This window comes from Streptomyces sp. CA-288835 (assembly GCF_050936385.1).
In the GTDB taxonomy this organism is placed as follows: domain Bacteria; phylum Actinomycetota; class Actinomycetes; order Streptomycetales; family Streptomycetaceae; genus Streptomyces.
Genome location: NZ_JBNJMW010000001.1, coordinates 1,319,734 through 1,341,190, shown reverse-complemented (window position 1 = coordinate 1,341,190; position 21,457 = coordinate 1,319,734). Strand labels below are relative to the sequence as shown.

Below are 21,457 nucleotides of genomic sequence, written 5' to 3'. Positions count from 1 at the left end.
AGTGCCCGCCGCCCACGTGTTGCTGAACCAGTCGCTCAGACAACCGAACGCTTCACGGACGGCCCCGCAAGATATCCAGCGCCGTCAGCGCCACATGGAGTTCCGTGCGCTCTTCGCCGGACTCGAGGTCGCAGGCCAGCAACCGCTCGATGGTGCGCAGGCGTTGGTAGACCGTCTCCCGGGAGAGTCCGCCGCGGCGTGCGGTGGTGGTCTTGTTGCCGGCCGCGTCGAGGTAGTGCCGCAGGGTCGTCAGCAGGTCGGTGCCGTGGCGGGTGTCGTGGTCGATGAGGGGGCTGAGCCGGCGTTCGGCGTACTCCTGGATGCGGGCGTCCTCGCGGAATGCGTACAGCAGGCGGCGCAGTCCGATGTCGGGCAGTTCGTGGAAGGAGCGGTCCGGGGGGAGGGGCTGGCCCGGGGGCGTGGCCTCGGCGACGCGGGCCGCCGCGCGGAAGGAGCGGGCGGTGTCGCGGAGGTCGGTGACTTCCGAGCCGACGCTCACCACCGCCGTCGAGGCAACGTCCCGGGCGGCGCGGCCGAGCTGCTCGGCGACGGGTCGCCAGGGCTGGGACGGGCGCAGGGCCAGGAGGATGCCGAGGCGGCCGGGAGCCAGTTCACCGACGAGCGCCGGGATCCCTGCGGCCCGCGTCTCTTGGGAGAGACGGGTCTCCAGGACCACGGCCTCGTCCGAGTCCGATGTACCGAGGTCCGATGTGGGGATGGCTGATGTACGAAGGTCCGCCGCACGGAGGTCGGCTGTACCGAGATCTACGAGGATCGCGAGGAACCGGCTGTCCTCGGTCGGCAGACCCAGCGCGGCGAAGCGGGCGCGGGCGTCCTCGGGGGAGTGGTGGCGCTGTTCGGCCAGGTCCCGCAGGGCGTCTCGGTGTGCTGTGCGCTCCCAGGGCGTGGGGTGGATGAGGCGGGCGACGGCCAGGGCCATCGCCGTACGCTCCAGCACGGTGATGTGCTCCGGGCCGAAAGCCGGCTCTCCGGCCCGGACCGGGAGCATGGCGACGCGGCCCCAGCGTTCGCCCTGGTACTCGACGGGTGCGGTGAGCCAGCCCTCCGGGCCGTCGACGCCCGGGTGGTCGCCGGTCGGCGTCGCTCTGGAGCGCTGTTCCCAGTCGGTGAGCGCCTCCTCCAGGGTGCTGCCGGAGACCTCGTACGTCAGCGCCTGGTGCACCAGGTTCTCCAGTACGACCGTGTGGCCGCTCAGCTGCGCCGCCACGCGCACCACGTCTTCGGGTCCCGCGCCGCGCAGCGTGAGGGCGGTGAATGCCTCGTGGATGCGCTGGGTGCGGCGCATCGCCTCCGCCTGGCTGCCGAGGATGAGGGCGTGGACGACCTGCGTGACCTCCAGGAAGTTGACGTCCTGGGCGAGGGTGATCAGCGGGAGGCCGCGGGCCCGGCAGGCCTGGACGAGTGCGTCGGGCGGGCGGTGGTAGCGGCGTACGAGTTCGATGACCAGGGCGGCGGCTTCGACGCGGGCGAGTTCGTCGACGTAGCGGCGTACGCCTGCCGGATCCTCGGGCAGGGGCATGCCGGTGGTCAGGACGAGTTCGCCGCCCTTGAGGAAGGAGGCGGGATCCGTGAGTTCGGTGATGTGGACCCAGCGGACCGGCCGGTCGAGGTGGGCGACGCCGGTCACCACCTCGGGTCGTCCGGCGGACAGGACGGGGAGCGCCAGGACGTCGGCGACGGTGGGCGCGCGGCCGGCTGGGCCGGTGTCCCGGTCGTCGATGGCCGGCGGACGATTTGTCGGGCGCTTGTCGTTCACGGTGTCCACGGTGTCTCCGTAGGGGTCCCCCGACCCGACCGGAGGCGACCGCTCGGGGGAGTGCCCGATCACTCTGGCAAGCGGCGCTGACCTGCGCAAGAGCACTCCGCCGCCGTACGCCCTCCCGCCCGGCGGCTTCCGCGGTTGACACAACGTCCGATCGCCGCGCTCAAGCCGGACAGATCGCGCGTTGTAGCCCTCCATGATCGCGGAAATACTCGGGTAGCAGGAGCAAGCTGACCACGCAGCCCACGACGCACGGCCGGGAGACGAACATGACCGCACTGTCGCCGCACCTTCGCCAGGCCACCCCCGTGACGGCGGTCCGGGGCGAGGGCGTTCACCTGTACGACGAGAACGGCCGCCGGTACCTCGACTTCACCGCCGGCATCGGCGTCACCAGCACCGGGCACTGTCACCCCAAGGTCGTGGCGGCGGCGCAGGAGCAGGTGGGCACGCTGGTCCACGGCCAGTACACGACCGTCATGCACCAGCCGCTGCAGCGACTTGTCGAGAAGCTCGGCGAGGTACTGCCGTCCGGCCTGGACAGCCTCTTCTTCACCAACTCCGGCAGCGAGGCCGTCGAGTCCGCGCTGCGGCTGGCCCGCCAGGCCACCGGCCGGCCCAACGTCCTGGTCTGCCACGGCGGTTTCCACGGCCGTACGGTGGCCGCCGCCTCCATGACCACCTCCGGCACCCGCTTCCGCTCCGGCTTCTCCCCGCTGATGAGCGGCGTGGTCGTCACCCCCTTCCCGACGGCCTACCGCTACGGCTGGGACGAGGACACCGCCACCCGCTTCGCCCTGAAGGAGCTCGACTACACCCTCCAGACGATCTCCTCGCCCGCCGACACGGCCGCGATCATCGTCGAGCCGGTGCTCGGCGAGGGCGGATACGTGCCCGCGAACCGCGCCTTCATGGAGGGGCTGCGGGAGCGCGCGGACCGGCACGGCTTCCTGCTCATCCTCGACGAGGTGCAGACCGGCGTCGGCCGCACTGGCCGGTTCTGGGGTCATGACCACTTCGGCGTCACCCCGGACATCCTGATCACCGCCAAGGGCCTGGCCAGCGGCTTCCCGATCTCCGGCATCGCCGCCTCTGAGGAACTGATGGCCAAGGCGTGGCCGGGCTCGCAGGGCGGCACGTACGGCGCCAACGCCGTCGCCTGCGCCGCGGCCTGCGCCACCCTCGATGTCGTACGGGACGAGAAGCTGGTCGAGAACGCGGACGCGATGGGCCAGCGGCTGCGCACCGGCCTGGAGGCGGTCGCCGAGCGGACGCCGGCCATCGGAGACGTACGCGGCATGGGCCTGATGCTGGCCAGCGAGTTCGTCACCGAGGACGGCAGCCCCGACCCCGAGACCGCCGGCCGCGTGCAGAAGGCCGCCATCGATGAGGGCCTGCTCCTGCTGCTGTGCGGCGCCTGGAACCAGGTCGTACGGATGATCCCGGCGCTCGTCATCGACGAGAAGGCGGTGGACGCGGGCCTCCAGGCCTGGTCGGCCGCAGTGGAGGCCGGCACCTCAGGGGCGTCGCAGCGATGACCGACTCCCTCGCGCACCTGGTCGACGAGCTCGCCCGTACCGCTCCCGGCCTGCGGATCGAGACCGGTGCGGGAGGGACCGGCGCGTACGCCTACGACGCCTCGAACTACCGGGTTCCGCCGCGGGCGGTGGCCTTCCCCCGCAGCGCCGACGACGTGTGCGCGGTGCTACGGGCCTGCCGGGAGTCGGGCGTCCCGGTCACCGCGCGCGGCGGGGGCACCAGCATGGCGGGCAATGCGGTGGGGCCGGGCGTCGTCCTGGACTTCTCCCGTTACATGAACCGGGTCCTGGACATCGACCCGGAGGCCCGCACCGCGCGCGTCGAGGCAGGAGTGGTCCTCGATGCGCTCCAGAGTGCGACAGGTCCGTACGGGCTGGCCTTCGGCCCCGACCCCTCCTCGCACAGCCGCTGCACCCTCGGCGGCATGATCGGCAACGACGCCTGCGGGAACCGGTCGGTGCGGCATGGGCGTACCAGCAGCCACATCGAGTCCCTGGAGATCGTGACGGCAGACGGCGTACGCGCCATCGCCGACCACAACGGGCTGCACCCGGTCGACCCTGATGATGCGGGACACATCTCCCGCCTCGAGCAGGACATACGGGCCCTGATCGCCGACAACCTGGCTCCGATCCGCACCGAGTTGGGCCGCATCCCCCGCCAGGTCTCCGGCTACCACCTGCACCGTCTGCTGCCGGAGAACGGCTTCGACATGGCCCGCGCGCTGGTCGGCTCGGAGGGCACCTGCGCGGTCATCACGGCGGCGACGGTACGGCTCTTCGCGACGGCCTCCGCCACGGCGCTGCTGACCCTCGGCTACGACGATGTCGTGGACGCGGCCGAGGACGTCCCGGAGATCCTGCGCTGGTCGCCCACCGCCGTGGAGGGCATGGACGAGGCGATCGTCGCGACGATGCGCGCCCGCCGCGGTCCGGACTCCGTCACCGGCCTGCCCGAAGGGCGTGCCTGGCTGTACGTCGAACTCGACGGCGACGACGAGGCCGCGGTCAACCACCGTGCCGCCGAACTGCTGGACGTGCTCAAGGCTCGGGGCCGGATGACCGGCGGACGCGTCGTGGAGAGTGCGACCGAGCGGCGCTCGCTGTGGCGGGTGCGCGAGGACGGGGCCGGGCTTGCCGCCCGTCTCGTCGACGGCGGGGAGTCCTGGCCCGGCTGGGAGGACGCGGCGGTCGCGCCGGATCAACTGGCCGCCTATCTACGGGACTTCCGCGCGCTGCTGACCACGCACGGGCTGACCGGCGTGCTGTACGGGCACTTCGGTGCCGGCTGTGTGCACGTACGCATCGACTTCGACCTCGCTACGGACACCGGGCGGGCCGCCATGCGTCGCTTCCTCTCCGAGGCGGCCGCTCTGGTGGTCGAGCACGGCGGAACGCTGTCGGGTGAGCACGGCGACGGGCGGGCGCGCGGTGAGCTGCTGGAGGTCATGTACAGCCACCAGATGATCCGGGCGTTCGCCGCCTTCAAGGAGACCTTCGACCCGCAGGGGCTCCTGAATCCCGGGGTCATCGTCGACCCGGCTCCCCTGGATGCCGATCTGGCGCTGCACACGCCCGCTGTCGTGCTGCCTGTCGAGACCCTCTTCTCCTTCCCGCACGACGAGGACGGCTTCGAGGGCGCCGTACGCCGCTGCGTCGGCGTCGGCCGCTGCCGCAGCGACGCGGGCGGTGTGATGTGTCCCAGCTACCGGGCGACGGGGGAGGAGAACCACTCCACGCGGGGCCGCGCCCGCCTCCTCCAGGAGATGGTGCGGGGCGGAACTGTGCAGGACGGCTGGCGCTCTGCCGACGTCAAGGACGCCCTCGATCTGTGCCTGTCCTGCAAGGCGTGCTCCAGCGACTGCCCGGTCGGCGTCGACATGGCCACGTACAAGGCGGAGTTCCTGCACCACCACTACAAGGGCAGGCTCCGGCCCCGCTCCCACTACTCGCTGGGCTGGCTGCCCCTGACCTCGGCCCTGGCCGGACGCGCCGCCCGGCCGATCAACGCGCTCATGCGCGGGCCGGTCGGCAGGGCGCTCGCCCGCCTCGGAGGCGTGACCACGAAGCGCAGGATCCCGGCCTTCGCCTCCCGTCGCGCCCTGCGCAAGACCTTGCGGGCTACGAAGACTGGCGAACCGTCCAAGGCCCTGCTCTTCGTTGACAGCTTCACGCGCGCCTTCCGCCCGGAGGTCGCGGGCGCCACGAGTCGCGTACTCGCCGACGCCGGAATCCCCTGCACGGCTGAAGACGGCCTGTGCTGCGGACTGACGTGGGTAAGCACCGGCCAACTGTCCGTCGCGCGTCGCGTCATGGCCCGTACGGTCGCTCGCCTGGACGACGGCGGAGACGAGCGGCCCATCATCGTGGCCGAGCCCAGCTGCGCGGCAGCGTTGAAGCGCGATGTACCCGAACTCCTCGACACCGACGCCGCCCGCCGCGTCGCCGCCCGCGTCCACACCCTCACCGGCGCCCTGACCGACCTGGCCGCCCCCGACTGGACGCCCCCCGACCTGCCGGACAACGTCGTCCTGCAGACCCACTGCCACGAATACGCCACCTTCACCGGCCGCCGCCCGCGCGACCTGCTGAGCAAGCTGGGCGTACGCAAGGTCGACGAGGCCGAGGGCTGCTGCGGACTCGCCGGCAACTTCGGCTTCGAGAAGGAGCACTACGACACCTCGATGGCCGTAGCCGACCTGGCCCTGAAACCCCGCCTCGACGCCGTCGACAGCACCGAGCGGACCGTCGTCGTGGCCGACGGATTCAGCTGCGCCACCCAGATCGACCACCTCGCCGGAGACCGCGACATCCGCGCCCTGCATCTCGCAGAACTGCTCGACCCCGCCGCCGATCGATCCGATCAACCAGGAGAGACCTCATGACCGACACACCCACGCAGTTGTTCATCGGCGGTGCCTGGGTGGACGCCGTGGACGGCGCCACCCTGCCCGTGGACGACCCGGCGACCGGCGAGATCATCGCGCATGTCGCCGACGCGGGCCCCAAGGACGCCCGGCTCGCGGAGGAAGCGGCCGTGCAGGCACAGCAGGACTGGGCCCGTACGGCACCCCGGGCGCGCAGCGAAATCCTGCGCCGCGCCTACGAGATCATCCTCGAGCGCACCGACGAGCTCGCCCACCTGATGACGGCCGAGATGGGCAAGCCGCTCGCCGAGGCCAGGGGAGAGGTGGCGTACGCGGCGGAGTTCTTCCGCTGGTTCTCCGAGGAGGCCGTACGCATCGAAGGCGGCGCCGGCGTCCTGCCCGACGGCCGCAACCGCATGCTGCTCTCCCGCCGCCCGGTCGGCCCCTGCCTGCTCATCACCCCCTGGAACTTCCCGCTGGCCATGGGCACCCGCAAGATCGGCCCGGCGATCGCGGCCGGCTGCACGATGATCCTCAAGCCGGCCCCGCAGACCCCGCTGTCCAGCCTCGCGCTGGCCGGGATCCTCAAGGAGGCAGGCCTGCCGGACGGCGTGCTCAACGTCGTCACCACCTCGCGGGCGGGCGAGGTCGTCGAGCCGCTGCTGCGCGGCGGCAAGATCCGCAAGCTGTCCTTCACCGGCTCCACGGGCGTCGGGCGGCTGCTGCTCGCGCAGTGCGCCGACACCGTCGTACGTACGTCGATGGAGCTGGGCGGCAACGCGCCCTTCGTCGTCTTCGAGGACGCCGACCTGGACAAGGCCGTGAACGGCGCGATGGTCGCCAAGATGCGCAACATGGGCGAGGCCTGCACGGCCGCGAACCGCTTCTTCGTGCACCGGTCGGTGGCGGAGGAGTTCGGGCGGCGGCTCGCCGAGCGTATGGGCTCGTTGGTGGTGGGCCCCGGCACCCGGGACGGGGTCGACGTCGGCCCGCTGATCGACGCGAACGGACGGGCCAAGGTCGAGGAACTGGTCGCCGACGCCGTGCAGCGCGGCGCCGAGGTGCTCGTCGGAGGCCGTACGCCACAAGGGCCCGGCTGCTTCTACCCGCCGACCGTGCTCGCGGACGTCGACCCCGAGAGCCGCCTGATGGACACGGAGATCTTCGGCCCCGTGGCCGCGATCCTCACCTTCGACGACGAGGACGAGGTCGTACGCCGCGCCAACGACACCCCCTGGGGCCTGGTCGGCTACGTCTTCACCGAGGGCCTCGACCGCGCCCTGCGCATCAGCGAACGCCTGGAGGTGGGCATGGTCGGCCTCAACACCGGCCTCGTCTCCAACCCGGCCGCGCCCTTCGGTGGCGTCAAGCAGTCGGGGCTCGGCCGCGAGGGTGGCCGGGTCGGGATCGACGAGTTCCTGGAGTACCAGTACCTGGCGGTGCCGGTGGGCTGAACGCGCTTCCTTTGGAGGGACCAGCTCGCGTTCAGCCTGTTCTGGCGAGGAACCCCGGGCGTTCACGCCCAGGAGGAATCGCATTCTCGCGCGAGCGGTGCGGAGCACCGCGGCGGCGTCCGGCGTGGAGCGGCGGGAGAGCCGGGCAGGCGGGCAGGCGGGAGTTTCCCGTGTTCGAATGCGAGGCCCGGGGTTGGCCGGGTAGCGTCCCGGCTGTGAAGCTGGTCGTGCAGGTGAAGCTGCTGCCGACGCCGGTACAGGCGGCGGCACTTGAGGCGACCCTGCGCGCCTGCAACGAGGCCGCGACCTGGGCCAGCCGCCTCGCCTTCGAAAAGGATGTGAAGAACAACTTCGCGCTGCGCAAGCTCACCTACGGCGAGGTGAAGACCCGGTGGCGGCTCGGCGCGCAGGCCGCCCAGCATGTGATCAAGAAGACGTGTGACGCGTACAGCGCGCTGAGGGCGAACCTGAAGGCCGGAAACCTGGGCCGGCCCGGCTCGAAGCGCTACCGCCGAGCAACCGAGAAGCCCATCGCCTTCCGCCCGCACAGCGCACAGCCCTACGACGACCGCATGCTGTCCTGGCAGATCACCGAGCGGCGGGTGTCGATCTGGACGATCTCCGGGCGGGTCAAGGACGTGGCGTTCACCGCCTCGCCTGAGCAGCTGGCCACCCTGACGTTGTACCGCAAGGGCGAGTCCGACATGGTCTGCCGGGACGGCCTGTGGTTCCTCCACGCCACCTGCGAGGTCCCCGAGCAGGACCTCAAAGCCGAACCGGTGGACTTCCTCGGCATCGACCTGGGCATCGTGAACATCGCCACCACGAGTGACGGCGAGATCCTGGCCGGACGCGAACTCAACCGCATCCGGACCCGGGAACGGAAACTCCGCACCAAACTGCAGAAGAAGAACACCCCGTCCGCCAAACGCCGGCTGAAGCAGCGGCGCCGCAAGGAAGCCCGGCGAGCGAAGGACATCAACCACAAGATCGCGAAACATGTGGTGGCCGAGGCAGAACGCACCGGTCGCGGGATCGCCCTGGAAGACCTCACCGGCATCCGCGAACGGGTACGGCTTCAAAAGCCCCAACGGGCCACCCACTCCAGCTGGGGCTTCGCCCAGCTGGGACAGTTCATCGCGTACAAGGCCCGCCGCGCGGGGGTACCGGTGGTGCACGTCGATCCGGCGTACACCTCCCGCACCTGCGCCGAATGCGGCCACATCGACAGGGCGAACCGGGTCTCCCAGGCCTGGTTCGCGTGCCGGAACTGCGGATTCGTTGATCACGCAGACCGGAACGGCTCCCGCAACATCCGCGCACGCGCGCGGGAGTTGTGGCGACGCGGGGCCCAGTCAACGGCCCCTGCCCCACCCCGGGCATCCGGGAGTGGGACTGGACGCAAACGCAGCATCACACCCAGTGATGCCCGTTGTGCAAGCCCGTCGCTTTAGCGACGCGTAGTTGATGCAGTGCATGCCGATGCGAGCGTCTCCGCGAACAGCAGAATGCCGGCGAAGCCGAGGACGTACGGCAGGGTCGAGCCGATGGTGATGTCGGCGATGCGGCCGACGAGCTTGGCGACGACGAGCGGTGCGATGTAGAAGATGCCGATGTTGCCCAGCGCCGGCAGCAGCATCCCGGGCACCGCCCACCGCCAGAGCCGGGCCAACTCCCGTCCGTAGTAACGAAGTGCGAGGAGCACCGGGCCCCTACCCGGCAGCTCCCCCTGCGATACAGACTGCGATTCCATGCTCACCCTGTGTTGTCGAAGGGTTCGCAGTGTCCCGCGACGGAGCCCACGGAGTCCAAGCGTTTTTCTCAACGCCCGGAGATATCAGAGGTGTTGGACCAAGTCGGTGGATGGCCGCTGTCAGCCCAGGCCGAGGCGGCGAAAGTGGGCGGGGCGGGCTACCTGGTCTTGAACCGGTCCGGACGCACGAAGTCCAGGCCTTCGATGGTCTGCTTGCCGAGCGCCTCGTGTGCGGCGGTGTGACCATAGCCGGTCGCCATCTTGAAGCCCTTTCCGGAGAATCCGGTGGCACAGTAGACCCTGCTGTTCTCGTCCAGCCAGCCGACGAGGGGATGCCTGTCCTCGGTGAACAGGTCGGGGAAGGCGTCGGAGCGCACGATGGTGGGGGTCAGACCGGGAACGAATTCGGTGACTATATCGGTGACCTTCTCGACTTCTTCCCGGGTGAGTTCCCTGGGCACGGAGTCCGGGTCGGGGGTTGTCCTTCCGCGTCCGTCCAGCGGTCCGTCCACCGATGCCTTGACCGTCACGCCATCGACGGCGGGTGCGCCGTACAGGGAGCGATCACCGTACAGCCGGCTGAAGACCGGGAAGTTCTCTGGCGAGAACTGCGCGCCGTCCTGGGCGATGAACCAGGTCAGGACGATCCGATGGGTTTCCGTAACGGCCTTGAGGTGGTCGGGCATGAGCCTTCGGGACCAGCCGCCCGAGGCGACGATGACCTTCTCGAACGTCCACGTTCTGTCGCCCGAGGCGACGACCACGCCGTGTTCGGTTTCGGTGATGCTGTCCACGGGTGTGTTCTGAAGGACGGTGGCGCCGTTCGCCTGGGCCGCCGCTACGGCAGCGCTGACGGCGCGGTCGGTGCGCAGAACGCCGGCGTAGGGGTCGTGGACGGCGCAGTCGTCGGGGCGGAGGTTGTGCTGGGGGTAGCGTTCCGCCAATTCCTCCCGGCTGAGGACGTAGTGCTCGGCTCCGTTGATGCGCGTTGTCTCGAGGAGGCTGTTGATGAAGCTGCCGTTCGCCGTCCCGATGGACAGGCCCCCGGTAGTGGTGAGGATGTCCTGCCCGGTTTCCGCTTCGAGCTCGGCCCAGAGGCCGCGGGAGCGTTCGATGATGGGGTAGTAGTCGGGTTTCCCCAGGTAGACCATGCGGAACAGGCGGGTGTCCCCGCCCACGGCACTGCGGCCGTGGGCCGGGGTGGCGGCCTCGAAACCCACTACCGAGTCGGACAGTCGCGAGGCCTGCCACAGGGCCATGCTTCCGATGCTGCCCAGGCCGATGACTGCGAGTTGTGCGTCCATGAGAGCGGTTTCCTTTTCGATCACTCGTGAAGTCCGGCGAGTCTGCTGCCGAATCGGGCCAGGAGTGAGGTCTGGCTGGAACCCCTGCGCTCTTCCCACTGATCGGCAATACCGAAGAGCCGGTACATGGCGTGAACGCCCAGCCAGCGGATGGGTTCCGGTTCCCACTTCCGTGCCCGGTAGCCGACCCAGGGAAGGGTGGTCCGTTCGGTTTCCTGCTCGAAGGCGAGCTCCACGAGAGTCCTGCCGCCGACGTAGGCCGACGTGACACCGTGTCCCGCGTAGCCGGTGGACGATCCGATCCCGGATGCCGGGTCCCAGTGCACGCCGCCGTTCCAGTCACGCGTGACACCCAGGACTCCCGACCAGGCGTGGTCCACCTCGAAGGGGATCCCCGGGAAGAAGGAACTGAGCTTCTGCGAGATCAGGTCGATGGTGGACCGGGCGGTCGCACCGGCTCCCCCTGTGCCGGACCCGAAGCGGTACGGGACGCCGCGGCCCCCCATGGCGATACGGCCGTCCGACGTCCGCTGGGCGTAGATGAACGTGTGCGCGGAGTCGCTGAGGCACTGCAGCCCGTCCCAGCCGATCTGCTGCCATGCCTCCTCCGACAGGGGCTTGGTCACGATCATCGACGAATTGACCGGGATCAGGGTCCGGCTGCCAAGCAGCTGTCCCGAATAGCCTTCGGTGCAGATGAACGTCTTGGCCGCGGTGACGCGTCCGTTGGCCAGGGTGAGGGTCTTGCCACCGACACCGTCCACCCGGCTGCCCTCGAAGATCCTGACCCCCATGGAGGTCAGGGTGTCGGCGAGGCCGTAGACGAGTTTCGCGGGGTGGAATCGCGCGCAGTGCTGGTAGAAGAGCCCGCCGTGGACGGTGGAGATGTTGATCCGGCTCCGGAACTCGTCCCGGTCGAGCAGGTGGACTTCGTCGTCGGTCAGCCCGTACTTCAGGTCGGCATCACGTCTGGTGACAAGCCGGCCCAGCCCCGCCTGAGTGTGGGCGGCGACGAGCGCGCCGGCCTTGTGCTGATCGGCATTGATGCCCTCGGCCCGGAGGATGTCCAGGACGGAGTCGACGCCGGCGACGAATTCGTGCTGCAGTGCCCGGCTCGCCTCCAGCCCTCCTCCGGCGCGGGCGAAGGTGGCACGGTTGCCCGGAGGCATGGCCGAGAGCCAGCCACCGTTGCGCCCGGATGCGCCGTAGCCCAGCTGTTCGGCCTCGAAGACGGCGACCGAGAGCGACGGTTCGAGCTTCTTGGCGAAGTACGCCGCCCAGAGGCCGGTATAGCCGCCGCCGACAATGGCCACGTCGACGGAGTCCTGGCCGGTGAAGCGGGGGAATGAGGGCCTCTTGTCGGCCAGTTGGGCCACCCAGAAGCCGAGCTCTCCGTTTCGGGGTGGTGCCGCAAGGGCGTTCATGTGCGTCCTTCTTCTGTGTCTGGGACGGCGCGGGCCGGTACTGGACGGCGGACCCGCATGTGCACGATCCGGACCAGTCCGGATCACGTCCCGGCCGACAACGCGCACACCCAGCGACTCACGTCCCTGAAAGGCAGTTGGCCCGAGGTGTAGATGCCTGAGCCCGTCGCCCGGTGGTGCATGACGTACGCGTTGTCGGCGAGGACGGGCGGCTCCGGTCCTCCGTTCTCCGCTCAGGTGTCAGGGACGCGGGAGGCCGAAGAGGACAGGGAGGTCGGCGATGTCGGTGATCCGCTCGTAGCCGAGCCAGTGCTCGTCGTGCTCCCAGCCGCGGTCCATGTACACCTTGTTCTTGATGCCCATGATCGCCGCGGAGCGCAGGTCATACGCCGGGCTCGCCGAGACGTGCACGAGCTCGTCGGGCGTCACGCCGAGCTTGTCAAACATGTAGTCGAACGCGCCGAGTCGCGGCTTGTAGATGCCCATCTCCTCGGCGCTGATGACGACCTCGAACGGGGCCTTCAGGTTCTCCGCGAGGCGCACGGCGTGCGCGGTGTCGCTGTTCGTGATGATCACCAACGGGACCTCCTCGGCCAGGCGGTTCAGTGCCTCGGTGACACCGGGGTACGGGCCCCAGGTGGGGATGGTCTCGTACACCGCCCGCGCGTCCTCCTCGCGGTACTCGAGACCGACCTTGCGCGAGGTGCGTTCCATGGAGCGGGCGACGACCTGGTGGAACGGCTGGTACGCACCCGTGCACTCGTCGATCCGGTACGTCTTGCAGATCCGCAGGTAGTCGTCGGCGACCTCGGCCGGCAGCCGGTCGCCCAGGACATCACGCATCGCGTCGTTGATGCTGAACTTGATCAGCGTTCCGTTCATGTCGAACGTCACGAACTTGGGCTTGACTTCGAATACCACTGGTCCTCCTAGTGCTTCAGCGGAGCAGCCTCTCGCTTGGTCGATTGTCGACCATCTGATGGTCGATTGTCGACCAGAAGGGATTGGGTGTCAACAACTGGTGGAAGGCGCGGAGGTATAGTCGACAAACGACCAAGTGGTCGACGAGCACCGAGAGAGGGCAACGGGGTGGACCACAAGTTCGAGTGGCAGGAACAGCGGACAACGACGCCGGACGGCGTCTACCGCACACTGCGTGCCGCCATCCTCGATGGGACCGTACCTCCTGGTGGCCAGCTGCGTGAGGCACACATCGCCTCGGATCTCGGGATCAGCCGGTCCCCGCTGCGCGAGGCGCTGACCAAGCTGGAGGAGGAAGGGCTCGTCGTAAAGATCCCCTACCGTGGCGCGTTCGTCGTGGAGGTGAGCGCTCGTGAGGTCGCCGAGATCGACTCGGTCCGGCTACGTGTCGAACCGTACGCGGCCGAACTCTCGGCCGAAGCGCTACGCGGTCCTGAGCGGCCCCAGCTGCTGCAAACCGTCGAGGATCTCCGCCGGGCGATGGAGAAAGACGACATCCCGGCCAGCATCGACGCGCACCTTCGGTTCCACAGGCTCTTCTACGAGCTCTCGGGGCACGGCGTCCTGCAGAGTCTCTGGAACGGCTGGGAGACCAAGCTGCGCCTCCACCTCAGCGTCGATCACCGCACGTACAGCGACGACCCGCATCAATTGGTCGTCGAGCACGAGAGGTTGGCCGCGGTTGCCCTGGAAGGCGACACCGACGCGTTCCGCCAGGAACTGGCTGCCCACTTCCCCACGGGGTTGGGGGCACAGACGGGAGATGCAGGGGCAGGCGCTCCCCGCGCCTGAGTCCATGCCGCCTGCGTGAAGCGTCCAAGCCCGCTCGCCCGTGGCGTTGTGGACCAACGCCGAGAAGTCAAGGACGGCTTCCGGGCCTCAGCCGTGGCCACGGCTCGGTGCGCCATGCTGGAGGCATGACCGCGGACGACAAAATGCCGTAGGGGCGGGCGATAACGGATCAGCCGCCGGGTCTCCAGGACGTCGACTGCGGCGTGGGTGGAGCGCCCTGCCCGGATGAGACCGGTGAGCCTGCGGTCGCTCGGGCGGCCGCAGGCCGCGACGTCGACCGTCGCTTCGAGCAACCGTGGAGCGAGCCGGCACGAGGTGCCCCGAGGTCGCACTCGAGACTGAAGCTTGTATTGACAGTGCTCGACAGGCCCTCTTATGGTCGACAAACGACAATCGACTGGAGATGTTAAGGCGCTATACAGCGCTTTGTCGCCACTGCTACTCGAGAGGAGACCGAGTACAGATGATCAAGATTCATGCGAAGCAGGCTCTCGCGGCCAACTGCGAGCGTTGGTGCCCTGCTCCGTCCGCGGAGGCTGCGCGATGAGCCAGTCCGTGACTTCGGCAGCGAACACCGACTCGGCTTCCGATCGGCTCCAGGCCTTGGGTCTGGCCCTTCCCGAGCTCCGTGACAACCCGTACTACGTGCACCACCGGACCGTGGGCTCCAGCATCTACATCTCGGGTCAACTGCCTTACCAGGACGGTCGGCTGCTGGGGCAGGGCATTGTCGGCCGGGACGTCGAGTTGGAGACGGCGCGGTCACTCGCGCGCCATGCCGCGCTCAATGCGCTCGCTGCCGCTGTGCAGGCGGTGGGAGACCTGGACCGGGTCCGCATCGTGCAGATGCTGGTCTTCGTGGCCAGTACGCCGGACTTCGGTGAGCAGTCGAACGTCGCCAGCGCGGCCAGTGAACTCCTCATCGAGGTGCTGGGCGAGAACGGACGGCACGCTCGCACCGCGATCGGTGTCGCCGGGTTGCCGCTCAACAGTCCCGTCGAGATCCAGATGGTCTGCACCGCTGTGTAGGCCAGGGCCGACGGCGGTGTACGCAAGCGCGCGCGATATCGCGGGCCGCTCGCGGTCGGCATCCAGGGGGGAGTCAGCACCCGCGCCCCTCGATCATTCCAGGCAGAACCACAAGGAGGGCAGCGTGAACCGGCTCCAACGAGCACTCGACGCTCTGGTCGAGCGGATCGACACCCCCGCGCCGATCGTGCTGGTCGACGTCATGCAGGGCAACATCGAGCGCATTCAGGGCTTCGCCGACCAGCACAACCTCAAGGTCAGGCCGCACGTCAAGACGCACAAGTGCGTCGAGATCGGGCGCCGCCAGATCGAGGCCGGCGCGGTCGGGATCACCGCGGGAAACGTCGGTGAGGCCGAGGTCTTCGCCGCGGCCGGATTCAACGACATCTTCCTCGCCTACCCGATCTGGCCCTCGGGAACGAAACGAGCCCGGATCCGCCGGCTCGCCGAGTCCGCCCGGCTGCGGGTCGGCGCCGACAACGTCGCGGCGATCGAGGCCCTCGCCGACGCGATGGGAGACGAACCGGACCGGCTGCAGGTCGTGATCGAGGTCGACTGCGGCGCCCGTCGTTCCGGGGCGCCGCCCGAGGCCGCGGGCGACCTCGCGCTCGCCGCCCGCAAGCGCGGTCTGGTGCCGGTGGGCGTCTTCACCTATCCCGGTCACGGCGGCGCCGGCCGGGACGCTCGCCGGCGCGCCGCGCAGGACCAGGAAGCCGCGCTCACCACCGCGGTACGCAGCCTCGCCGACGTCGGGGTCACCGCAGAGGTGGTCAGCGCCGGCTCCACTCCCACCCTCGAGTTCTCCACCAGCAGCGTGATCACCGAGATCCGTCCCGGCGAGTACGTCTTCGGCGATCTGAACAACGCCCGGCTGGGCTCCTGCACGGAAGACCAGATCGCGCTGTTCGTCGCCGGCACCGTGGTCAGCGACTGGGTCCCCGGCCAGGTCATCGTCGATGTGGGCAACAAGGCCCTCAGTAAAGAAGGAAGCCCCGAGATCGGCTACGGCGGCATCGCCGGCACGAAGGCGGTCCTATCCAAGGTCAACGAGTACCACGGGTTCCTTCCGCTGCCGGACGGCGAGTTCCGCCCCAGCGTCGGCACCGTCGTACCGGTGGTGCCCAACCATGTATGCCCGGTCGTCCTCGGTTTCGAGGAACTGATCGTCACCGACAGCACGGGTACGTCGCTGGAGCGGTGGCCGGTCGACGCCCGCGGATTCCTCAACTGACCGGCAAGGGACGAGATTTTCGTGGCCGAGCCCGCAACCGACAGACCTCCCCCGTAAAGGAATGCCTGACATGAGACTCAAGAACGTCGCGGCCCTGGTGACCGGCGCCAGCAGTGGCATCGGACAGGCGGTGAGTTCCCACTTCCGCCGCGAAGGCGCGCGGCTGCTGCTCACCGGCCGCAGGGAGCGGCTCGACAGCGCTGAGCCCGACGACCTGTACGTTCCCGGAGACCTCAATGACGAGGCATTCGTCGAGCACCTGGCCAAGCAGGCCGCCGAGTCCTTCGGCACCGTCGACGTCGTCGTCCTCAACCACGGCCTGCAGGCCGTCAGTCCGCTCACCGAGATGGCCCGCGACGACGCGAAGAACGTACTCGAAAGCAACCTGCTCAGCGCGTTCCTGGTGATGAAGCACTTCGCGCCGCTGATGCCCGAGGCAGGGGGATCGTTCGTCTGCGTCAGTTCACGGCTGGGCATGGTCGGCATGGCCGGGCAGGTCTTGTATTCCGCCGCCAAGGGGGGCCTCATCATGCTCGCCAAGGGCGCGGCGATCGAATGGGCCCCGCGCAACATCCGCGTCAACGTCGTCGCTCCGGGCCTGACCGCCACCCCGATCATCGAAGCGGCGTTCCAGCGCAGGCCCGACCCCGAGGGCTACCGCCGCGAGCGCGAGAGCCAGATCCCGCTCCAACGCCTCGCCACCCCCGAAGAGGTCGCTGACGCGGTGCTCTTCTTCGCATCGTCGGAGTCGTCGTACGTGACCGGATCGGTCCTGACCGTCGACGGCGGATACACCGCTTCCTGAACATCCCTGCTGGGCATCACCACCAGCAATGGGCTGAACGACCTGTTCTCCGTCTCGCCTTCTGCCTCGGGCGACCGCCGATTGCAGCATGCCGATCGACCACGAGTCGAGCGCATGCCCCGATCACCGCACTCGACCTGCGCCACCCCCACGTCGCCGTGGCCGATGGACCGCTCGGCACGTCCCTCAACCGCAGGCCCGGCTCTGCCTCATCCCTCACGAGGCCTTCAAGCTCGGCTCTGGTGAGGACGGCCGCACCCTGCTGGTCACCGCCTGCGACGGCTCAAGCTGCCCCACCGCCACTCACCCGGTCTCCTAGCCGGCGTCGCCCCGACAACAAGGTCGTTCGTCGGGACTTCGATCCACGGCGAACACGCGCCCGAAGCGGCGACCGACAACGCAAGCGGGCAATGCTTCTGTCCGCGTTCGCCGCCCTGCACCATCCCACCCCCCGCACCTGCGAGGTAAAGCCCCGCACAGCTGGTCCCACGCGTCTCTAAATGAGGAGTATTGCCATGAGTGATCCCCAGATCGGCCGCAGAGCGCTCCTGCGCGGAGCAGGCGGTATCGCCGCCCTTGCGTCCCTCGCCGCCTGCGGTACCGGTACCAGTCGCAGCTCGTCCGCCGCCGGTGGTAAGGGTGGCGGCAAGACGGTGATCGTCCGTGACAGCGGCGGTGCCTACGGTGCGGCTCTGCAGAAGGCGATCTATACGCCGTTCACGCAGGAGACCGGCATCCAGGTCAAGGTGCTGAACCTGGACGACGCCCCGCTGCTGGCCCAGATCAAGCAGGGCCGCCCGCAGTGCGACCTCATCAACAACTCGATGATGTCTCACCTCAAGTACGTCAAGCAGGACGCGCTGGAGGCGCTGGACCTTGACCGCGTTAAGAGCGTGAAGAGCGCGAAGATCCCCGAGAATCAAATCTCCGAGCACGCCGTCGGCCACGCCTTCTACGGTCAGTGCATCGGGTATCGCACGGATGCCTTCGGCGGGAAGAAGCCGGAGTCGTGGGCGGACTTCTGGGACACGAAGGCGTTCAAGGGCGGGCGTTCGATGGTCAGTCCGGACGGTGACCTGCCGGAGCTGGAGTTCGCGCTGCTGGCCGACGGCGTGCCGATGGACAAGCTGTACCCGCTCGATGTCGACCGTGCCTTCAAGGTGATGAGCCGGCTGCGGGGCGACATCAAGAAGTTCTGGGACAGCGGCCCGCTCCCGGGTGTGCTGCTGAGCCGCGAAGAAGTGACGATGTCCACCGTGTGGGACGGCCGGCTGGCCGATCTGCAGAAGCAGAACGTGCCGGTGGAGCGTCAACTGAACGGCATGCGCCGCCAGTTCCAGGGCTACGCGATTGCCAAGGGCGCCGCCAACGTGGACGGCGCCTACCAGCTGATGGACTTCTCGCTGCGTGCCGAGATCCAGGCCAACGTGGCCAAGGCCTTCCCGTCGAACCCGTCTTCTCCGCTGGCCTACGACAAGCTCACCGAGGACGAGCGCAACGCACTGTCCGGTGCGCCCAAGTACTACGACAAGGGCTTCGACGCGGACGTCGACTGGTGGCTGAAGAACGAAGCGGCCGTCACCAAGCGCTGGCTGGAGTGGGCTCGTGGCTGAATTCGATGTCGCCACACCGACCGTCAAGGTGGCCGGCGCGCCGGCCACCGCGAGTGGCAAATCGCTGTCGGTAGTGGCCCTGCGCAAGACCTACGGGGACGTCGTCGCCGTCGACGAGGCGTCGATGGAGATCGCGGCGGGGGAGTTCGTCACCTTCCTCGGCGCCTCGGGGTCGGGCAAGACCACGACCCTGATGATGATCGCCGGGTTCTGCGAACCGGACTCCGGCACCATCACCGTCGGGGACCGCGATGTCACGAAGCTCGCCCCGCAAAAACGCAACCTGGGTTTCGTCTTCCAGCAGTACCTGCTCTTCCCGCACATGACGGTCAGTGAGAACGTCGCCTTCCCCCTCACCCTGCGCGGAGTAGCGAAGGACGAGATTCGCCGTCGGGTGGGGGAGACGCTGGAGATCGCGGGTCTGTCCGGGTTCGGCGGGCGCAGGCCGCGTGAGCTGTCGGGTGGTCAGCAGCAGCGGGTCGCGTTGTGCCGGGCGCTGGTCTACCGGCCGCCGGTGATCCTGATGGACGAGCCGCTGGGCGCGCTGGACAAGAAGCTGCGTGACCAGCTGCAGGTGGAGATCAAGTCCATCCAGCAGGAACTCGGCCTGACCGTCATCTATGTGACGCACGATCAGGAAGAAGCGCTGGTCATGTCGGACCGCATCGCGGTGATGCGCAACGGCCTGATCGAGCAGTTCGACACCCCCCGGGAACTGTTCGAACGGCCCAGGACCCCCTTCGTGGCGGACTTCCTGGGCGCGGCGAACTTCCTGCCTGGCCGCATCGAGCAGCACACCGACGAGCACACCCTGGTCCGCCTCGACGAGTCGGGCGGCCTGATCAAGGCGCGCCGCCACGAGCTGGCTTCCGGCGCCCAGGTGAAGGTTGCTGTGCAGCCGGGCCGGTTGCGGGCCTGTGCCCCGGACGACGGTTTCTGTACGGGCACGGTGGAGACCGCCACGTACGTGGGCACCCTGGTCCGGGCCGGCGTACGCATCGACGGCGGTGACGCACCGCTGCTGCGCCTGGAGGTACCGGCCGGCCGCGGACCCGTCACCGGCGAACGCGTCGGGATCAGCGCCGACCCGGACGACGTCAACCTCTTCCCCGTCGAACAGGGCGGGTGAGTCATGGCCGCCATCACCGCCACCGCCCCCGCCCGTCCGCGCAAGCTGCTGGCCTCCCGTAGGACGCGCGTCGGGATCCTGTACGCGCTGCCGGTCGTCGTCTATCTGCTGGTGCTGTTCGTCTACCCGATCTTCAGCACCCTGCTGCTCAGCCTGAAGGACGCCGACGGCGCACTGACCCTGCACTGGTACGTCGACGCGCTGACCGGGGTCAACCTGTCGGTGCTGTTCACCACGCTGCGGATCTCCGCCGAGACGGCGCTGTTCAGTCTCGTCTTCGGCTTCGTCCTGGCCAACGCGATCTCCCGGCTGAAGCCCCTGTGGGCCAGCCTTGCCATGCTGGTCGTGGTCGTGCCGCACTTCGTCAGCGCTCTGGTGCGCACCTACGGCTGGATCATCATGCTCGGCGACAAGGGCCTGCTGAACGAGTTGGTACCGGGTGGGCCGTACCGGCTGCTGTACAACGAGCTCGGCGTGGTCATCGGCACCACCTCGATGATGCTGCCGTACACGGTGTTGCTGCTGTACGGCGTGATGCGCGGCGTCGACCGACGGCTCCTCGCGGCCGCGTCCAGCATGGGCGCCGGACGCGTGACCATCTTCCGCCGCATCTACCTGCCGCTGGTCGCCCCCGGCCTGGCCAGCGCCGGACTGCTCAGCTTCATCCTCTCGCTGGGCTACTACATCACCCCGGCCCTGATGGGCGGACCCAACCAGACGATGATCGCCACCCTCATCAACCAGCAGGTGACCAAAGAGAACCAGTGGAACGGGGCCGCCGCGCAAGGCGTCATCCTGCTCGTCCTCACCCTGGCCGGACTGCTGCTGGTCAAGGCCGTCAGCTCGCTGGGCGCCAGCCGTAAGAAGAGGAGCGCGTCATGATGGAGCTGCGCAAGACCCTCACCGGGCGGATCGTCCTCACCGCTGTCGCCACCGTGATCCTGCTGTTCCTGGCGCTGCCGATCGTGGTCATCCTGGTCACCTCCTTCAGCGACAACGCTTTCGCCGCCTTCCCGCCCGACAAGTGGACGCTGAACTGGTACCAGGCACTGTTCGCCGACGGCAGCAAATGGCCCGCCGCGCTCTCCCTGAGCGCCCTGATCGCCGCCATCAGCACTGTGTTCTCGCTGATCATCGGGGTGACGGCGGCGACCGCGCTGGTCCGCAGCGAACTCCCGCTGCGCTCGGCGGTCTTCGCCCTGGTCCTCGGCCCGCTGGTCATCCCGCAGATCGTCACCGCACTGGGCCTGTTCCTGCTCTTCGAGCCGGCCGCGATGCTGGGCAGCCCGATCGCCATCGCCCTAGGCCACACCGTGCTCGCCGCACCCATCGCCGTACTCATCCTGATCGCGACGTTGCGCGGCATCGACGAACGCCTCGAGGACGCCGCCGCCAGCATGGGCGCCGGCCGCCTGACGATCGCCCGGAAGATCACCTTCCCCCTCGCCGCTCCGGGCATGATCGCGGCAGCGATCTTCTCCTTCATCACCAGCTTCGACGAGTTCTACATCTCCCAGTTCCTCTCCTCCGTCGACACCGTCACCCTGCCGGTCCAGGTCTACAACTCCCTCACCTTCGACATCGACCCCAGCGTCACCGCGATCAGCGCCATCCTCATCGCCGTCGCCATCCTCGCCCTCGGCCTGGTGGCCCTGGTCCGCTGGCTCGGCTCCGGACGTCAGGACTCCCTGCTCTCGGTCGAGAACACGGTCGGCGTCGCCAACCCCGGAGGCGAGGCCGTATGACCACTCACC

General features: G+C 68.8%; 17 protein-coding genes and 1 pseudogene. 13 read left to right on the top strand and 5 right to left on the bottom strand.

What is annotated here, in order from left to right:
• Positions 1-52: 52 nt before the first annotated feature.
• Positions 53-1,777: a PucR family transcriptional regulator gene (locus tag ACQEVY_RS06195; RefSeq protein ID WP_432955089.1), complete on the bottom strand. Its 1,725-nt coding sequence runs from the start codon at positions 1,775-1,777 to the stop codon at positions 53-55.
• A gap of 275 nt (positions 1,778-2,052) precedes the next feature.
• Here ACQEVY_RS06195 and ACQEVY_RS06190 point away from each other — a divergent pair, with 275 nt between their 5' ends.
• From ACQEVY_RS06190 to ACQEVY_RS06175, 4 genes are all read left to right on the top strand, one after another.
• Positions 2,053-3,321, top strand: a complete 1,269-nt coding sequence (locus ACQEVY_RS06190; RefSeq protein ID WP_432945622.1) for an aspartate aminotransferase family protein — start codon at positions 2,053-2,055, stop codon at positions 3,319-3,321.
• Positions 3,318-6,206, top strand: a complete 2,889-nt coding sequence (locus ACQEVY_RS06185; protein WP_432945620.1) for an FAD-binding and (Fe-S)-binding domain-containing protein — start codon at positions 3,318-3,320, stop codon at positions 6,204-6,206. The genes ACQEVY_RS06190 and ACQEVY_RS06185 overlap by 4 nt, the downstream gene beginning before the upstream one ends.
• Positions 6,203-7,642, top strand: a complete 1,440-nt coding sequence (locus tag ACQEVY_RS06180) for an NAD-dependent succinate-semialdehyde dehydrogenase (protein WP_432945618.1) — start codon at positions 6,203-6,205, stop codon at positions 7,640-7,642. Before ACQEVY_RS06185 ends, ACQEVY_RS06180 begins: the two co-directional genes overlap by 4 nt.
• A gap of 215 nt (positions 7,643-7,857) precedes the next feature.
• Positions 7,858-9,096: an RNA-guided endonuclease InsQ/TnpB family protein gene (locus ACQEVY_RS06175; protein WP_432945616.1), complete on the top strand. Its 1,239-nt coding sequence runs from the start codon at positions 7,858-7,860 to the stop codon at positions 9,094-9,096.
• Here ACQEVY_RS06175 and ACQEVY_RS06170 read toward each other — a convergent pair.
• From ACQEVY_RS06170 to ACQEVY_RS06155, 4 genes are all read right to left on the bottom strand, one after another.
• Positions 9,093-9,395, bottom strand: a complete 303-nt coding sequence (locus tag ACQEVY_RS06170) for a hypothetical protein (protein WP_432945614.1) — start codon at positions 9,393-9,395, stop codon at positions 9,093-9,095. The two genes, ACQEVY_RS06175 and ACQEVY_RS06170, sit on opposite strands and share 4 nt — an antisense overlap.
• A 158-nt stretch (positions 9,396-9,553) precedes the next feature.
• Entirely contained in the window at positions 9,554-10,699 is a 1,146-nt protein-coding gene (gene solA / locus ACQEVY_RS06165; protein ID WP_432945612.1) for an N-methyl-L-tryptophan oxidase, read from the bottom strand.
• A 20-nt stretch (positions 10,700-10,719) separates the two neighbouring features.
• The gene (locus ACQEVY_RS06160) at positions 10,720-12,123 is read right to left on the bottom strand and encodes an NAD(P)/FAD-dependent oxidoreductase (protein WP_432945610.1); all 1,404 of its coding nucleotides are present in this window, start codon (positions 12,121-12,123) and stop codon (positions 10,720-10,722) included.
• Between the two features lie 240 nt (positions 12,124-12,363).
• Entirely contained in the window at positions 12,364-13,044 is a 681-nt protein-coding gene (locus tag ACQEVY_RS06155) for a haloacid dehalogenase type II (protein WP_432945608.1), read from the bottom strand.
• A 168-nt stretch (positions 13,045-13,212) separates the two neighbouring features.
• On the opposite strand from ACQEVY_RS06155, the gene ACQEVY_RS06150 reads away from it, so the two are divergent.
• The 9 genes and pseudogenes from ACQEVY_RS06150 (at position 13,213) to ACQEVY_RS06110 (ending at position 21,448) form a co-directional block, all read left to right on the top strand.
• Positions 13,213-13,896: a GntR family transcriptional regulator gene (locus ACQEVY_RS06150; protein ID WP_432945606.1), complete on the top strand. Its 684-nt coding sequence runs from the start codon at positions 13,213-13,215 to the stop codon at positions 13,894-13,896.
• Between the two features lie 543 nt (positions 13,897-14,439).
• Positions 14,440-14,925: a RidA family protein gene (locus ACQEVY_RS06145; RefSeq protein ID WP_432945604.1), complete on the top strand. Its 486-nt coding sequence runs from the start codon at positions 14,440-14,442 to the stop codon at positions 14,923-14,925.
• A gap of 124 nt (positions 14,926-15,049) precedes the next feature.
• Complete coding sequence (locus ACQEVY_RS06140; RefSeq protein ID WP_432945602.1) at positions 15,050-16,156, top strand: alanine racemase; 1,107 nt, start codon at positions 15,050-15,052, stop codon at positions 16,154-16,156.
• A 70-nt stretch (positions 16,157-16,226) separates the two neighbouring features.
• Entirely contained in the window at positions 16,227-16,961 is a 735-nt protein-coding gene (locus tag ACQEVY_RS06135; RefSeq protein WP_432945600.1) for an SDR family NAD(P)-dependent oxidoreductase, read from the top strand.
• 259 nt (positions 16,962-17,220) lie between these two features.
• Positions 17,221-17,452: pseudogene (locus tag ACQEVY_RS06130) on the top strand (IS110 family transposase); the annotation flags it as partial.
• Between the two features lie 24 nt (positions 17,453-17,476).
• Positions 17,477-18,574 carry an ABC transporter substrate-binding protein gene (locus tag ACQEVY_RS06125; protein ID WP_432945598.1) on the top strand — a complete coding sequence of 366 codons (1,098 nt, stop codon included), beginning with the start codon at positions 17,477-17,479 and terminating at the stop codon, positions 18,572-18,574.
• Entirely contained in the window at positions 18,567-19,703 is a 1,137-nt protein-coding gene (locus tag ACQEVY_RS06120; protein ID WP_432945596.1) for an ABC transporter ATP-binding protein, read from the top strand. The genes ACQEVY_RS06125 and ACQEVY_RS06120 overlap by 8 nt, the downstream gene beginning before the upstream one ends.
• 3 nt (positions 19,704-19,706) lie before the next feature.
• Positions 19,707-20,585: an ABC transporter permease gene (locus ACQEVY_RS06115; protein ID WP_432945593.1), complete on the top strand. Its 879-nt coding sequence runs from the start codon at positions 19,707-19,709 to the stop codon at positions 20,583-20,585.
• Positions 20,582-21,448: an ABC transporter permease gene (locus tag ACQEVY_RS06110; RefSeq protein ID WP_432945591.1), complete on the top strand. Its 867-nt coding sequence runs from the start codon at positions 20,582-20,584 to the stop codon at positions 21,446-21,448. The genes ACQEVY_RS06115 and ACQEVY_RS06110 overlap by 4 nt, the downstream gene beginning before the upstream one ends.
• The last annotated feature ends 9 nt before the right edge of the window (positions 21,449-21,457 follow it).

What these genes read in the sequence shown, in the direction of transcription:
- ACQEVY_RS06190 (WP_432945622.1), top strand. Translation starts at nt 2,053, where the DNA reads ATGACCGCACTGTCGCCGCACCTTCGCCAGGCCACCCCCGTGACGGCG.
- ACQEVY_RS06185 (WP_432945620.1), top strand. Translation starts at nt 3,318, where the DNA reads ATGACCGACTCCCTCGCGCACCTGGTCGACGAGCTCGCCCGTACCGCT.
- ACQEVY_RS06180 (WP_432945618.1), top strand. Translation starts at nt 6,203, where the DNA reads ATGACCGACACACCCACGCAGTTGTTCATCGGCGGTGCCTGGGTGGAC.
- ACQEVY_RS06170 (WP_432945614.1), bottom strand. Translation starts at nt 9,395, where the DNA reads ATGGAATCGCAGTCTGTATCGCAGGGGGAGCTGCCGGGTAGGGGCCCG.
- solA (WP_432945612.1), bottom strand. Translation starts at nt 10,699, where the DNA reads ATGGACGCACAACTCGCAGTCATCGGCCTGGGCAGCATCGGAAGCATG.
- ACQEVY_RS06160 (WP_432945610.1), bottom strand. Translation starts at nt 12,123, where the DNA reads ATGAACGCCCTTGCGGCACCACCCCGAAACGGAGAGCTCGGCTTCTGG.
- ACQEVY_RS06145 (WP_432945604.1), top strand. Translation starts at nt 14,440, where the DNA reads ATGAGCCAGTCCGTGACTTCGGCAGCGAACACCGACTCGGCTTCCGAT.
- ACQEVY_RS06135 (WP_432945600.1), top strand. Translation starts at nt 16,227, where the DNA reads ATGAGACTCAAGAACGTCGCGGCCCTGGTGACCGGCGCCAGCAGTGGC.
- ACQEVY_RS06125 (WP_432945598.1), top strand. Translation starts at nt 17,477, where the DNA reads ATGAGTGATCCCCAGATCGGCCGCAGAGCGCTCCTGCGCGGAGCAGGC.
- ACQEVY_RS06115 (WP_432945593.1), top strand. Translation starts at nt 19,707, where the DNA reads ATGGCCGCCATCACCGCCACCGCCCCCGCCCGTCCGCGCAAGCTGCTG.
- ACQEVY_RS06110 (WP_432945591.1), top strand. Translation starts at nt 20,582, where the DNA reads ATGATGGAGCTGCGCAAGACCCTCACCGGGCGGATCGTCCTCACCGCT.